The 14,759-nt window shown below is 60.7% G+C and carries 13 protein-coding genes and 1 riboswitch; of the genes, 6 read left to right on the forward strand and 7 right to left on the reverse strand.

The annotated features are described in order from the left end of the window. The first annotated feature begins 186 nt into the window (after positions 1 to 186). Both FQ755_RS05760 and FQ755_RS05765 read left to right on the forward strand, forming a co-directional pair. Positions 187 to 876, forward strand: a complete 690-nt coding sequence (locus tag FQ755_RS05760) for a hypothetical protein (RefSeq protein WP_144151950.1) — start codon at positions 187 to 189, stop codon at positions 874 to 876. Beyond that, entirely contained in the window at positions 877 to 1,170 is a 294-nt protein-coding gene (locus FQ755_RS05765) for a winged helix-turn-helix domain-containing protein (RefSeq protein ID WP_144151953.1), read from the forward strand. Between the two features lie 135 nt (positions 1,171 to 1,305). Here the strand turns inward: FQ755_RS05765 and FQ755_RS38530 are convergent, their stop codons facing one another. Together FQ755_RS38530 and FQ755_RS05775 are read right to left on the reverse strand one after the other, a co-directional pair. Further along, positions 1,306 to 1,731, reverse strand: coding sequence for a rubredoxin (locus tag FQ755_RS38530; protein WP_144151958.1), 426 nt, complete (start codon positions 1,729 to 1,731; stop codon positions 1,306 to 1,308). Positions 1,732 to 2,088: 357 nt separating this feature from the next. Next, positions 2,089 to 2,382, reverse strand: a complete 294-nt coding sequence (locus tag FQ755_RS05775; protein WP_144151961.1) for a DUF6566 family protein — start codon at positions 2,380 to 2,382, stop codon at positions 2,089 to 2,091. A 368-nt stretch (positions 2,383 to 2,750) separates the two neighbouring features. Here FQ755_RS05775 and FQ755_RS05780 point away from each other — a divergent pair, with 368 nt between their 5' ends. The 4 genes from FQ755_RS05780 to FQ755_RS05795 all read left to right on the forward strand — a co-directional run bounded on the left by FQ755_RS05780 (position 2,751) and on the right by FQ755_RS05795 (position 5,920). Further along, positions 2,751 to 3,128 carry a TraR/DksA family transcriptional regulator gene (locus FQ755_RS05780; protein WP_144151964.1) on the forward strand — a complete coding sequence of 126 codons (378 nt, stop codon included), beginning with the start codon at positions 2,751 to 2,753 and terminating at the stop codon, positions 3,126 to 3,128. A gap of 280 nt (positions 3,129 to 3,408) precedes the next feature. Next, on the forward strand, positions 3,409 to 4,494 hold the full coding sequence (gene moaA, locus FQ755_RS05785; RefSeq protein WP_260858348.1) for a GTP 3',8-cyclase MoaA: 1,086 nt from the start codon (positions 3,409 to 3,411) through the stop codon (positions 4,492 to 4,494). A gap of 120 nt (positions 4,495 to 4,614) precedes the next feature. After that, entirely contained in the window at positions 4,615 to 5,055 is a 441-nt protein-coding gene (locus tag FQ755_RS05790) for an ester cyclase (RefSeq protein ID WP_144151970.1), read from the forward strand. A gap of 28 nt (positions 5,056 to 5,083) precedes the next feature. Further along, positions 5,084 to 5,920: a class I SAM-dependent methyltransferase gene (locus FQ755_RS05795; RefSeq protein WP_144151973.1), complete on the forward strand. Its 837-nt coding sequence runs from the start codon at positions 5,084 to 5,086 to the stop codon at positions 5,918 to 5,920. Positions 5,921 to 6,010: 90 nt separating this feature from the next. On the opposite strand, the gene pip is transcribed toward FQ755_RS05795, so the two are convergent. The 5 genes from pip to FQ755_RS05820 form a co-directional block, all read right to left on the reverse strand. Then, positions 6,011 to 6,943, reverse strand: a complete 933-nt coding sequence (pip, locus tag FQ755_RS05800; RefSeq protein ID WP_144151977.1) for a prolyl aminopeptidase — start codon at positions 6,941 to 6,943, stop codon at positions 6,011 to 6,013. Positions 6,944 to 6,973: 30 nt separating this feature from the next. Beyond that, the gene (valS, locus tag FQ755_RS05805; protein WP_144151980.1) at positions 6,974 to 9,577 is read right to left on the reverse strand and encodes a valine--tRNA ligase; all 2,604 of its coding nucleotides are present in this window, start codon (positions 9,575 to 9,577) and stop codon (positions 6,974 to 6,976) included. A 447-nt stretch (positions 9,578 to 10,024) separates the two neighbouring features. Then, positions 10,025 to 11,878: a M3 family metallopeptidase gene (locus FQ755_RS05810; RefSeq protein ID WP_186308425.1), complete on the reverse strand. Its 1,854-nt coding sequence runs from the start codon at positions 11,876 to 11,878 to the stop codon at positions 10,025 to 10,027. A gap of 115 nt (positions 11,879 to 11,993) precedes the next feature. After that, the gene (cysS, locus tag FQ755_RS05815; protein WP_144151986.1) at positions 11,994 to 13,370 is read right to left on the reverse strand and encodes a cysteine--tRNA ligase; all 1,377 of its coding nucleotides are present in this window, start codon (positions 13,368 to 13,370) and stop codon (positions 11,994 to 11,996) included. Between the two features lie 272 nt (positions 13,371 to 13,642). Further along, positions 13,643 to 14,500, reverse strand: coding sequence for a tetrahydrofolate dehydrogenase/cyclohydrolase catalytic domain-containing protein (locus FQ755_RS05820; RefSeq protein WP_144151989.1), 858 nt, complete (start codon positions 14,498 to 14,500; stop codon positions 13,643 to 13,645). A 172-nt stretch (positions 14,501 to 14,672) separates the two neighbouring features. Next, positions 14,673 to 14,755: riboswitch (ZMP/ZTP riboswitch) on the reverse strand. Between the last annotated feature and the right edge of the window lie 4 nt (positions 14,756 to 14,759).

Consider the following 14,759-nt stretch of genomic DNA (forward strand, 5'->3'; position numbering starts at 1 on the left):
ATCACAGGCCCTACAGCAAGCAGCGCGAGACGCGCGCGCTCTCGCCACGCGGCGAGGGCGGCGCATTCAGCAAGGACGGGCAGGACGAGTGGAAGCATGCACAGATCAGTCGAAGCGTTGAGGCACGTCTAATGATGAGACAAAACAAGCATAATTGCAAACGATTCTCATTTGCAATTATGCTTGATGAATAGAAGCAGTTTTTTCAGCGATATTTCCCTGCGTCGCCGTGATGGACTGAGTCTGAAACCACGTAATGAAACGACTTGCGATTTTCTACTCTGTCGCATAGAGTTCTCTGAAATCACCTTTGAAGGAGTCGTCATGACACTTTCCTCTGAACAAGCGTCGCAGGCCTTGCGTGAAGTCGAGGCGGTCAGCCACCGCAGCGGCCAGCTCTACCGGTATCAGCGGTTCGCTCCGATGCTGGTGCTGTGGGGCGTGGTCTGGCTAATCGGCTTCGGCTTGACGAATTTCTTTCCCGCGCGCGTCTCGTGGATCTGGATGACGCTGGATGTGATCGGCGTAGGCGGCTGTATTTTCCTTGGTTGCCGGGGCAAACACGCAGCGACGAACGGCAGTGCATGGCGCTGGCTTGCCTCCATCGTTGTCATTCTGGCGTTTTATATCGTCGTACTGAATATATTTCAGCCTGTCACAGGTCAGCAATCCGCTGCCCTGATTGCCTTGATCGTGGCGTTGTTCTACGTGCTAAGCGGCGTATGGGTCGGCGCTCGTTTGACCATCACCGGTGCCGCCATGGCGGCGCTTACACTCGTCGGTTATTACCTGTTTCCCGCTTACTTTTTTCTCTGGATGGCGGCGCTCGGCGGCGGCTCGCTGATGCTGGCCGGTCTCTGGCTGAGGACTGCCTGAATGGACCAGCTAGACGAAACCATCCACCAGCCGGTCCGCCTCAAGATCATGGCGGCGCTCAAGGCGTTGCCGAATCGCGAGCTCATCGAGTTCGTGCGGCTGCGCACGATTGTCGACGCCACTGAGGGCAATCTCGGCGCCCATCTCGCCACCTTGGAGAAATGCGGCTACATCGAGATCACCAAGGATTTTGTCGGCAAAAAACCGCGCACGCGCGTAGCCATGACCGCGGCGGGACGGCGTGCTTTCGAGCGCTATGTCGATTATCTGCGCGGCATTCTCGACGGGACTTGATGCGTGGGCGTCATGCAATCCCGATGGGATCAACGCGGCGCGGTGGCTCACGGAGTTTGCAACCGGAGCGATCCTGTGGGTCAGCGCGCTGTACGGATTTTTGCAGGGCCGCTCCCGCCTGCATCCCCACCTCGCCTAGAACTCGACCAGCGCGAAATCCTCTTTGCCAACATCGCACAGCGGACAGCGCCAGTCCTCCGGCACGTCCACCCAGCGAGTGCCGGGGGCAATGCCCTCTTCCGGCACGCCGGCGGCTTCGTCGTAGATCCAGCCGCAGATTACACACACCCACTGTTTGAAGTCGCCAGGCGGCATATCTTGCACGGCGATAGGCGCAGATGAATCTGCACGCCGCGTTTCACCCGCGCCGTGTGCATCATCGAGACCCACGACCAGCGGCGCAGCCGTGCCTGCGCTGTTCGCGGCTAACTGCGTTTGCAGGGTCTGGAGAAGCGATTGCGCTTCACTTAGCGTTAAATCGATCCAGTAAGGATCCCCCGCAGCATCGTTGAGTCGCTCGGGGGCGAACTGAATCTCTAAAGCCACGCCCTTTTTATACATGACAAACCATATCCCGGAGGCTCGTGTACATCACCCGCCTATGTACAGTTAAATTTGAATGAAGGCTGCGCGGCATCGCACGCGCCTGACGTGTCGCATCGCCAAGGCGTCTGCTCACGAGGTCACCGCAATGATTTCGCAGCCAGGTAGCGGACCACCATTATCCCCTCGCATGAATCGTGCATTAGCTACGCCGCGGAGATGCACTGTTTCCTGTGAGTAGCTAAAGAGCTGGCCACACGTTTGGCTTGCGCGCGCGTGTTTCGGACGCGCGACGCATGATCTTCGAGCAGATTAGCGAAGGCCTATCGACGCTCGACACACACGCGCTTCAGGCCCATCTGAAACGACGTTGAGCTACGATTTGCCGGTATCGCGGAACCACACTTCCGCACGCGCGCGGTCTGCCACCCACGAGTCCGATGGATGCGTGTTGAACTCACGATCGATGAAGCGGCGGCCCCATTCTTCACCGTCCCGCACCGCCTCTTCTTCGGTCAACCATTCAGGCTGCACCGTCAAGGGCCGGGTATCGACCACGGTCTGATCGCCGCGTGTCACACTCACATCTGCAATCCATGCGCCGAGTGCGTTCTGCAACGGGCGCACGACAATCGAAAAGTCGCCGTACACAACGCTGTGGGTCTGCATGGTCTGCTCCTGTCGAATGAGAAAGGCTCGAGTCAACCCGAGACCAACGGTCACGCATTCCAGGCGCCGGGTGCGTAATTTGCAGAGTCCGTCAGCCGGCACGCCCAGTTCACCAGTGTAGTGCCAATCCATCAATCCACAAGACGATCAAGCGCCGCTTGCGATTCATTCAGCAATACTTGCCACACGGTAATTTTGCGGATGACGCCCCACTATGCGGTTGCGCGTCTTTAGTAAGCCTTCATATTGACTGCGATGTCATTGGGACTTCCGCCAACTTCTCCTATGCTGATCTGAGGCCCGTTGAATATGCGTTGCTGTATCGCTCGCGCAAGGGCCGCAAGCGCCACGCTCCCAGGAGACACACCATGTCCGGTCCCGCTGCCTTAAGCGCGGAGTTCATCGCGCAACAACGCACACGCCTCGAGGCCATGCGCCGGCAATTGCTGGGCGGCGAGGAAAACACCATCGCAAACGCGCGCGCCGACGAACAGGAGCATGGCGAAGAAGCCGCCGAATTCGAAGACACCGCGCAAGGCATGACGCAGAACGAAATCAACCAGGCACTACATGACGTGAACGATCGCCGCATTCAGGACATCCAGCGGGCGCTGCAGAAGATTGCGGACGGCACGTATGGCTTCTCCGATGCGAGCGGCGACCCGATCCCCAAAGCCCGGCTGGAAGTCGCGCCCGAGGCAATCTACACCGTCGAGGAGCAAAGCAGGCGCGACACGTCTTCCTGATCGCGCTGTACAGGACGGCCAACGCAAGTGCCTGTCGATCTGCGACTATCGTCAGTTGATGTGCCGCCAGGGCATAGTCAACCCGCTCGATTCGCTGCTGCTCGAACTGCTGCAGCGCGCCGCGCCAAAAACTGTACTCCCTGAATTTGATTCAGACTGTGCGTCCCGTGCACAGAAGGGACACAGTATCCTGCTAACCGGATAGTCACGGGCTTGGCGCCGCTCCATTCCGGGCGCGCGGGCCACTTTCGGATAGATCGTGAACCTCATCGACGCGCCCATCGCCGCAGATACCGAACTCCGCCATCGCGGAGCCCTCGGCGAGAATACGCCCGCCTTCGACAAGCTCAATCGTCCGCTGCGGGATTTGCGTCTGTCCGTCATCGATCAATGCAACTTCCGCTGCACATACTGCATGCCGCGCGACGTCTTCGGCGCCGATTACCCGTTCCTGCCTTCCGCGCAACGTCTGTCGTTCGAACAGATGGTCAAGCTCGCAAAAGCATTCGCGCTGCTCGGCGTAGAAAAAATCCGCATTACCGGCGGTGAACCGCTGCTGCGCCGTGGGCTCGAATCCCTGATCGAACAGCTCGCGAAACTGACCACTGCGAGCGGCAAGCCGATGGAGCTCGCCCTGACCACCAACGGCTCCCTGCTGGCCGCCAAGGCGCGCTCGTTGCGCGACGCCGGCCTCAATCGCGTGACCGTCAGCCTCGACGCAGTGGATGACGCCGTATTCCGCCGCATGAGCGACGTCGACATGCCGGTGTCGCGGATTCTGGATGGCATCGAAGCGGCCCGAGCGGTTGGACTCGCGCCGCTTAAGGTCAATGCGGTCATCGAACGCGGCGTCAACGACCATCAGATCCTGCCGCTCGTCCGGCTGTTCAAGGGCAGCGGCGTCGCCGTGCGCTTCATCGAATACATGGATGTCGGCGGCGCGGACGACTGGTCGAAGACCAAGGTGGTCACGGCGCGCGAAGCACGTGGCATCGTCGAAACGGAATTTCCTTTGACGCCCGTGCTCGACGGCGAACCGACGGGCACCGCCGTCAACTATCGCCACGCGGATGGCGGAGGCGAAGTCGGCTTCATCGCCAGCGTGTCGCAGCCGTTTTGCGGATCCTGTTCGCGCGCCCGCGTCTCGGCGGACGGTCAACTCTATACCTGCCTTTTTGCCACGCACGGCACGGACCTCCGGCCCTGGTTGACGCAGAGCGCTTCCGTCGAGCAACTGGCGTCGGCCGTGCGCGGACGCTGGATCGACCGCGACGACCGTTACTCGGAACTTCGCGCGACGCCGCGCCGGCTGTCGGCATCGGGTAAGGTCTATCCCATGGTTCGCATGTCGCTGGTCGGCGGCTGACGTCAGTCGATGCTCAATTGATCGCTGCGGACGCTCTGTTCGCAAACTGCTTGCCTGATCACGCGCGCGCAGTGCATTCTTACGATGCGTTCAGCCAGCATTCTTCAGGAGTCGTCGATCATGACCGTCAGCCCAAGCGAACAGGTCGCGCAGACAGCGATCAAGACGTTCTACCAGGCCATCCAAAACAAAGATATCGCCTTGTTGCGAAGCGTCGTCACGCCCGATTGGGAATACCTTCCCGAGCCGCGCGGCGCGACATCTGGGCCCGACCAGATGATTCCCATCTTCCACAATCTGGCCACCGCGCTTCCCGATATGCACATCGAGATTCTCGATCTGCTGATTCACGGCGATCGCGTGGGCGTGCGCGCGGAGGTCGGCGGCACGCAATCCGGGCAACTGCTGGGCATTGCCGCCAGCTCGAAGCACATCACGTTCGCGATTCATTCTTTTCACCAGATGCGTGACGACCGGGTGGCAAAAACATGGCATCTCGAAGACTGGCTTGCCGTGTTCCGCCAGCTTGGCGAGTTGCCGCGGAATCTCGACCCGGATTGAGTCCTCTGTTTGCCTGGAGCCATTACGCATGACAGCGTTGTCCCCCGTCGAAACGTATCTGCAGGACTTTCATCGGCGTCAGCCTGGTGCGACGACCACCGCGTTTGCGCCTCATCGTGCGCGTTCCCCCGTGGCCGAATATGCGTCGTCCTATGCGGCGCTCGCAGCGTGCGTGCCTGAATCGACAGGGCCGCTTACGGTCCTCGATCTTGCTTGCGGCGACGGACATCTGCTCAAGCTGCTGCGCAATGGCCAGGGGCCCGCGCTAAAGCTGATCGGTGTCGACATGAGCCAGGGCGAACTGGATGTAGCGCGAGCCGCGCTGCCGGCCGATGTCGTGCTGCTTAAAGAGCGTGCGCAGGAACTGTCCATCGAAACGGGCAGCGTCGATTGTGTGCTGTCGCACATGGCCTTGATGTTGATGGACGATATCGAGCGCGTGATCGGGGAAATCCGCCGCGTGCTTCGTCCGCGCGGGCAATTCGCTACGATCGTCGGACGCAGCTTTTTGCTAGGTGAAGCGAAAGAGGTTTTGCTCAGCGTTCTCCTGCCTATTCTGCGGGAAGACGCTACGTCACTCCACTTCGGCGATGCGCGCACCCGTAGCGCGCAAGGCTGGACCGGACTGCTCGAGCGCGATTTCGACAATCCACAGTTCGAAGATCTGGATATCGCCTGGGAACCGCTTCCCGACGAATTGTGGGGCTCGCTGGCCGAGACCTACGATGTCGACCGGCTCTCGGCATCAGCCAAAGCGCGTCTGAAAAAGCGCTTCATCGAGGCGCTCGCCGACATTCAGCAAAGCGACGGCACGATCCGCACGGGCTGGGGCGTGCGGTTGATCCGCGCTCAAGCGAAGTCCTGAAGTCGTCACCGCGAACGCGTGGCACTGCGATATCCGCGGACTTTTGCACGGATATCGCAGCTCTAAGGCTGCAACGCGCACCCGCCCGCTTTAGCTCGCAAACCGATCCGTCGCCGCAATCAAGGCCTGCAAAATGCCGGGCTCGTTATAAGCATGCCCGGCGTCAGGCACGATCTGCAAACTGGCTTTCGGCCAGGCCTTGGACAGATCCCACGCGGTGCGTGCCGGCGTGGCTACGTCGTAACGGCCCTGCACGATCACGCCGGGAATATCCGCGAGACGATGCGCGTCGCGCAACAGTTGCCCTTCCTCGACGAAGCCATCATTGACGAAGTAGTGGTTTTCGATCCGCGCGAAAGCGAGCGCGTAATCGTCCTCGCTGAAGTGCTGTTCCAGTTCGGGGCTGGGCAACAAGGTGATGGTGCGGCCTTCCCACAAGCTCCATGCGCGCGCGGCCTGGCGTTTCACCGCTTCGTCCGTGCCGGTCAGGCGGCGGCGATACGCGGCCATCAGATCGCCGCGTTCCTCGACAGGAATCGGCGCGAGGAAACCCTCCCAGAGATCGGGAAACAGCCACGACGCACCTTCCTGGTAGTACCACAGCAGTTCGGCGCGACGCATCGTGAAGATGCCGCGCACAATCAACGCGCTGACCCGCTGCGGATGCGTCTCCGAATAAGCAAGACCAAGCGAGCTGCCCCACGACCCGCCGAACACGAGCCATTGCTCGACCCCCAGCATCTCGCGCAACCGTTCGATATCCGCCACCAGATCCCACGTCGTGTTGTTGTCGAGACTCGCATGCGGCCTGGAACGGCCGCACCCACGCTGATCGAACAGCAGCACGTTGTAGCGAGCCGGGTCGAACAGGCGGCGATGATCCGGGCTGCAGCCGCCGCCAGGGCCGCCGTGCAGAAACACGGCGGGCTTGCCGTTGGGGTTGCCGCATAACTCCCAGTAGACCTGGTGTCCGTCGCCAGTATCGAGAAAGCCGTGCTTATAGGGTTCGATTGATGGATACATAAGTGATTCCGAGGTTGAGTGCCGGGCCGCTCAGGATAGCTCCACTTGCACACGAAACAAATCTGCCGTTCGCATTTCGCACTGGCTGACCTGCCCTGCTTCGCATAAGTCGCCCTGTGCGAGCTTAAGCAGCGCTAGCTGGCCTGGCAAGCCTTCGATCACGATTCGCCGCACCTCAGCCTTCATCGACAGCTTGGCCTCCGATTTGGCTTTACGAATCTCGCCTAACGTTTCCGACACCATCCCGATCAATGGGGCGAACGAAATCGCGTCATCTGCGCTTGACGTATCGAACGTTTCAACGATGGGCCACGGCGCCGTATGCACCGATCCCTCCATCCACCAGGACCAGCATTCTTCTGCGGCGAACGGCAGAAACGGCGCAAACAACCGCTGCAGCACCGAGAGCGATGCCGCCAGGGCATGACAGGCCGACTCGGCCTTCGCCCCTTCACCATAGGCCCGACCCTTTACGAGTTCGACATAGTCATCGCAATACCACCAGAAAAAACTTTCCGTGTGTTCGATGGCGCGGTGGTACTCGAACGCCTCCAGCGCATTCGTTGTGTCCGCAACCACGGCCGTCAAACGATGCATCATGGCGTGATCGAGGGCTTCGGTAATGCATCCGTGCGGGTCGCCGCCGAAACCCAGCGCGAACTTCGACACATTCAGCAGTTTGAGTGCAAGCCTGCGGCCCACCTTCATCTGCTTTTCTTCGAAGACCGTATCCGTGCCCGGGCCGCCCTGCGCCGCCCAATAACGCACGCCGTCCGAGCCGTAGGTGTCGAGCAACGCCATCGGCGTGATCACGTTGCCCTTCGATTTGGACATCTTCTTGCGGGCCGGATCGAGAATCCAGCCGGACAGCATGGCGTGCTGCCACGGCGCGGTGTGCGTCTCTAACTCCGCGCGCACCATCGTGTAGAACAGCCAGGTGCGAATAATTTCGTGGCCTTGCGGACGCAGATCCATCGGGAAGATGTTCGCGAAGCATCCGTCCGGCTCCTGCCAGCCACCTGCTATCTGCGGCGTCAGCGAACTGGTGGCCCACGTGTCCATGATGTCGGCCTCGCCCACGAAACCATGCGCTTGACCACGCTGCGCCTCGTCATAGCCCACGGGAACATGCGAGCGCGGATCGACCGGCAACGCGGATTCATGCGGCAGTAGCGGCTTGCTGTAGTCAGGCTCGCCTCTCGCATCGAGCGGATACCACAGCGGAATCGGCACGCCGAATATGCGCTGCCGACTGATCAGCCAATCGCTATTCAGCCCCGCCACCCAGTTGTCATAGCGTGCAGCCATATATTCTGGATGCCAGTTCAGTTGCATGCCTCGCTCACGCAATTGCGCGCGCAAGGCATCGTCCCGCCCGCCGCTGCGCAAATACCATTGCCGCGTGGCCACGATCTCCAGTGGACGATCGCCCTTCTCGAAGTATTTGACGCTATGCATGATCGGCCGTGGGGGCGCGGCCAAAGCACCGTTTTCCGTCAACAGTTCGACAATCCGGTTGCGGGCGCGTGCAATGGATTCGCCGGCGAGGCGCGCATATGCCTGTCGGGCTCGCGGTGACTCGAGCCATGCCGGCATTTCGTCCTGCAGACGCCCGTCTTTGCTGATCACACAGCGCGTCGGCAGCTTGAGTTCGCGCCACCAGATCACGTCGGTGAGATCGCCGAAGGTGCAGACCATCGCCAGACCTGTACCCTTCGCGGGCTCCGCAAGCGGATGCGCCAGAACCGGCACGTCGGCCTCGAATAGCGGCGAGCGCACCGTGCTTCCCACCAGATAACGATAGCGCGCATCGTCGGGATGAGCCACCAGCGCGACGCAAGCCGGCAGCAGCTCAGGGCGTGTCGTGGCAATCACGACAGACCTGCCGTTCGGGCCGCTGAAACAAAGATCATGGTACGCGCCGGCGATTTCTCGATCTTCGAGTTCTGCCTGGGCAACCGCGGTCTGGAACGTGACGTCCCATAGACACGGCGCATCCTGGCTATACAATTCGCCTCGCTGCAAATTACGCAGGAATGCCAACTGACTTGAACGCTGCGACCGGTTGTCGATCGTAGCGTAGTTAAGACTCCAGTCCACCGAGATGCCAAGACGCACGAACAGATCTCTGAAAGAGCGTTCGTCGATGGCAGTCAGCTTATGACACAGTTCGATAAAGTTGCGCCGGCTGATCCGCGCAAATTCCGCACGACGTGCGGCCGGTTCGGTGGGCTCCCGATAGTGCGGCTCATACGCCGCGTCTGGATCGCATGTCACGCCGTAGAAATTCTCGACACGCCGCTCGGTCGGCAAACCGTTGTCGTCCCATCCCATTGGATAGAAAACGCTCTTGCCGGTCATGCGCCGATAGCGGGCAATGATATCCGCATGCGTGTAGCTAAACACGTGGCCCACGTGCAACGAACCCGAGACGGTGGGCGGCGGCGTATCGATTGAAAAAACGTCGTCGCGCGGCGCCTGGCGATCGAAGCGGTAGATCTGCTGCGTTTGCCAGGATTCGCTCCAACGCGCTTCCAGCGCGTCCAGGCTCGGGCGTTCGGGAACACTTGCGGTCGCTCGGCGCCGCGTTGCATCGCGCTGCCGTTTAGCGGCCAAGGTAGATTGAGGTTTCATCTCTGCTTTGCAATCCATGGAAAATTCACGCTTGTCGCGCGACGCACAGGCCTGCGCAAATCCAGCAGGCGTGCGTCATCCGCGGCTCTGATCAGCCGTTGCATCAGACGAGGGAATGTCTGGGGCCCTCTCTATCCAGGCGGCAAAACGCCGGGCGAAGCAGGCTCAGAAGCGCTCAATAGCATAAAGCGCGGCGGCGGCCGTGGGACGGCGCAACGACGACGCGTGCAAGCAGAGTAAAGCGGGAAAAAGGCAAGGCACACTGCGCAACACGGCGAGGGGCGGCCAATAAAAGACCACGCGTGCTGCGTAGAAGATGGGGAAATTAGTGCGGCATTACGTTTAACGGTGACATAGCATCCTCCGCGAGTGAACGTTAGACAGTCGTTGTCCCGGCTCGTGACCGGGATATGTTTTTATAATCGATCACGCCGATTGACACAAGTTTTATGTGCACTCGATCCAGGCCTCAAACGCGGCGTACATCGCCTCCAAAGATTCGTCATTGGTCGCAATGCATTGCGCGCCGTGCACGATCGAAATCGATGCGTCGAGGTCACCGTCGCTCCCGGCACTCGCGTTCGCCATGCGATCGGCCCGCTCGACAGCCTCCTGCGCGAGCGCCCACGCTTCATGCGGCGAACGATTGCATTCCTGCGCCAGGTAAGACGAGGTCAACCGCTCGCCCGTCATGTTTCGCACCGTTTGATCGAGCGTCAAACTGTTGCCCGTCGCCCAGCAATGTTGCGCGAGCAACGGTCCTACTGCGGGGTTGTCGACGATATAACCCAGCTTGCGCGTCAGATACTCGCGCGTTTGCGATGCCGCCATCTTCGCCAGCAGATAACCGTGGTAATACACGGCGATGTCGTGATAGATGGGATGCGGCGTGGTCAGCACATAGGCCGTGAAATCCGGCACGCCGAGAATGCGCAATGTCAACGAGCGCGCCAGTTCGAGCACCGACTCCGTCGTGCGCTTTGCATCGTCCATGGCGTACAGCGCCTGTTCGAAGTACGTGGGTATCAGATCGCGTCGCTCGCCATAAGCGCGAAACACCTGGATCGATTCGACACGTTCGCGGATCATCTCATCGGGCATCGGCTCGCCTGCCGCGTTGCGGGCGTATCGTTTGATCCAGCACGGGTCGCCCGGCAGCGCTTCGAAGAATTTCGCCTGTGCTTCGAGGTACGCGGGCGCGGTCGGCGTGAATTCCTGCGAAAAACAGGGCGAATTGAGCGTCACATTCGAAAGATGCGCGGCGTGCCCCGCTTCATGGAACAGCACGTTGATACCTTGCAGTCCCGCGCCGGCTTGTCGCGGACGTGCTGTCGACGTAAGACGGACGTCGGCGGGCAGCCAGCCGGTGTTGTCGTCGCGATAGCAAGCCGTGGGCGCCACGCAAAACCCCGTCGGAAACTTGCCTGGCCGGTCCAGCAGATCGATTTCCAGCCGCGCGCCGCGATAGGTCACACCCAGCCGTCGGAACGACTCCGCCCAACGTTCCAGCGCCTTGCCGAAGGGGAAGTAGTCGTCCGCCCGCTGCATGACTGCGCCACGCATCCGGTACGGCAGATTGTGCGGTTGCAAGGCTGCGTCGCCATGTTGCGCGACGAGGCGATTCAACGATGCGAAATGCACGTCGCGGGTCTTCTGCTCGAATTCGTCGAAGATGGTGAAGAGTTGCTCGGGACTCATGCCGCTGCGCGTGCGTAAGCGGTACTCGAAGAAGTCGCGGTAGCCGAGCTCACGCGCCAATGCGTTACGCGTCGCGACGATCTTGAGGAAACCGTTTTCCAGCACCCAGCGTTCGAGTCCTTGCAATGCGTCGTGCGAGCTTTGGCGCGCGGCGTCGTCCGGGTTGGACGCCAGATTTGCACGCAGTGCGGAGGGCGAGGCTTCTTCGCTTTTCCCCGATGCACCTACGTGATGCATCTTGTACGCCTGGCGACGTGCAAAGAGGTCGGCATCCATCGCCATCAATTCCGCCAGCAACGACGCGGCGCGTTCGCCGTCCATCGCGTTGCCCTCGAAGGTCGCGATCCAGCCACGCAGCCCCGTCACCAGCGCATCGCGCTCGGCCGACGGCGCGGCGGCTTCGAGCCTCGCGAGATGTTCGCGGCTTTGCGCCAGATGCTGCGGATCGGCGAGGAAAGTTTTACGCGCGAGTCCAGCTGCGCCGTGCGCGTCGTGATCATCGCTTTGGCCGGTGTGCGTCAGCCAGAAAAGCTCGCCCTCCTTTCGATGGAGCGTCAGGTAGTCCTGGTTGAGCTGGTCGAAGAAGGTGCGGGCGTTTTTCATGTATGGAGCATCGTTCAAGACGTCGTTTTGGCTGCCCAAAATCATCCGGCATAGACACGCAGCGTGCAGGCAACGATCGTAGCGCACTCCCCATACAGTTGACTTGCTAGTCGATCTAATCGAGCGGACTTAACTGCTGTCCGTCAGCGCCGTCTTTAATCTGCCACCCTTGGGTCCTTAAGATCTCTCGCAGACGATCAGCCTCGGCCCAGTCTTTAGCAGCGCGAGCCTTCTCGCGTTCTTGCGCCAGCGTCGTGACATCAGCCGGAATCTCGAACGCATCTAACCGCCACTGCGCCAATCGCAAGCCCAGCACGGGCTCAAATGCGTCGACCGTGGCGCGTCGCGTGGCCACCGGCAAATCGCTTCGCACGACCTCCCACAGGACAGCCAGTGCGCGCGGTACGTTGAGATCCTGATTGACCTCCGCATTAAAGCGTGCGACGTAGTCCGCATCCGCCGTACCGCCTGCGGGCCAGCTCGCATACGCCTTGCGCAATCTGTCTAGCGCGGCTTGCGCGGCATCGAGCGCCTCATGGTTGAAGCGCAGCTTGCTTCGATAATGCGCGCTCAGGCATAGATAACGGTACGCCAGCGGATCGACGCCGCGTTCCGTCAAACTCTGCAGACGCAGGAAGTCGCCACTCGACTTGGACATCTTCGCAGCGTCGAGCGTCAGGAAGTGGCCGTGCATCCAGAAGTTGGCAAGCCGTGTACCGTAGCGAGCCTGCGTCTGCGCAATCTCATTGCTGTGATGCACGGCAATGTGATCTTCGCCGCCGCAGTGGATGTCGAACCACGAGCCCAGATACCTCGCGGACATCGCCGAACACTCGATATGCCAGCCTGGAAATCCACGTCCCCACGGACTGTCCCATTCCATTTGACGTGTCGTGTCAGGTGGACTGAATTTCCACAACGCAAAGTCGGTGACGTGCCGTTTCTCGCCCAATGCCACGCGTTTGCCGGCCTGCAAACCCGCATGGTCGAGACGCGCCAGATAACCGTAGTCGTCTTGCCGGCTGGTGTCGAAGTACACGCCGTCGTTCGTGCGGTACGTGTAGCCGTTTTGCTCTAATTCCGCGATGAAGTCGATCTGCTCCGCAATGTGGTCCGTTGCGCGGCACCAGAGAGTGGGCTCCAATAAATTGAGCGCGTGCCAGTCGCTCATGAAGGCGCGCGTGTAGCGCTCGGCAATCTCCCAGGCCGATGCGCCTGCGCGCCGGCTGCCCTTTTCCATCTTGTCTTCGCCTTCGTCGGCGTCGGAGACCAGATGACCGACGTCGGTGATATTGACGACGTGCCGCACCTCGTGGCCGTTTAGCACAAGGACGCGCCGCAGCACGTCCTCGAACACATACGTCCGCAGATTACCGATATGCGCGTGGTCGTACACGGTCGGTCCGCAGCAGTACAGACCCGCGTGACCGGGCTGCAAGGCAATGAATGGGCGCACAGTGCGTGACCAGGTGTCGTACAGAACAAGAGCCATCGGAATTTCCGTGTGGTGAATATCGGCAGTATCGGGAAGCACAAAAACAAAAAGGCCACCGGTTTTCAACGGGTGGCCATCAGGACTTGCTCGGACGTGACGTCAAACGACGCGCTAGACGCAAGCTCCCTCTGGCAGGCTTTGACAGCATGCGCGCGTAAAACGGACGAGGGAGCGGTTAGCGGAGATCATGAGGCGATGCTAACGTGCGTTAAATTTTTGGTCAAATGGTTTGCGTATCTGCGGACTGCGCGCGAATCACGCCGAGCCGTTTAAGCCATGGCTTGCTCGGCCGCGTCCACCGTCTGTGCGATCAGCGTCGCAATGGTCATCGGACCGACGCCGCCCGGCACCGGCGTGACGGCCGCACAGCGGCTGGCAAGGCCGTCGAGTTCGATATCGCCGACGCCGCCAGGATGGTAGCCGGCGTCGACCACGACCGCGCCGTCGCTGATCCAGTGACCGGCAATGAACCTCGGCTTGCCCACCGCACCCACGACGATTTCCGCGCGCCGCACTTCCGCTTCGAGATTCATGGTCCGCGAGTGGCACAAGGTGACCGTCGCGTTTGCGTTCGACAGCATCAGCGCCATCGGTTTGCCCAGAATCGCGCTGCGTCCGACCACGACCGCGCGCTTTCCCGCCAGTTCGATGCCGTAGTGAGCGAGCAACCGCATGATGCCGGTAGGCGTAGCAGGACCGAACGCCGCCTCGCCGAGCGCCATGCGCCCGAAACCGTGACTCGTTACGCCGTCGACGTCCTTGAGCATGGAGATGCGGTCGAAACAGCGGCGCTCGTCGACCTGAGCAGGCACCGGATGTTGCAGCAAAATCCCGTGTACGTCCGCATCCGCATTGAGACGGTCGATCTCAGCGAGGACTTCATCCGTGCTGCTGCTGGCAGGCAGTGCAACGAGGCGCGAATCCATGCCGACGCGTCGGCATGCGTTGCCCTTCATACGCACGTAGGTGGCGGAAGCCGGATCGTCGCCGACCAGAATGGTGGCAAGAATCGGCGTGCGGCTGCCATTTCGCGCCTTGAGCGCGGCCACGCGCGCGGTCAGTTCATGTTCATCCAGCGCCGCGACCGCCTTGCCGTCCAGGAGCAGACATTTTGATTGGTTGTCCATATCTTATCTCCCGACGATTGCAGTGATATTGCCGCTTACGCGCGACACACGAATGCAATGAAAGGGAAATGCGGCGTCACGCGGATGCGCGGGTGACGAAGATGAAAAGAAGCGGGCTGAAAAATTCAGAATAGATATCGGGGCAGTCATCGGAAGTCTCCAGAGAGAACGATCAGGATGCCCAGGCGAACGGCGGTCGAATTTCTACGCTTCCCGATGGTGACCCATCTTGCCTCGCCAGTCACGTAGGCTTCCATGA

It is taken from the genome of Paraburkholderia sp. BCC1885 (assembly GCF_900996235.1).
GTDB lineage: Bacteria > Pseudomonadota > Gammaproteobacteria > Burkholderiales > Burkholderiaceae > Paraburkholderia.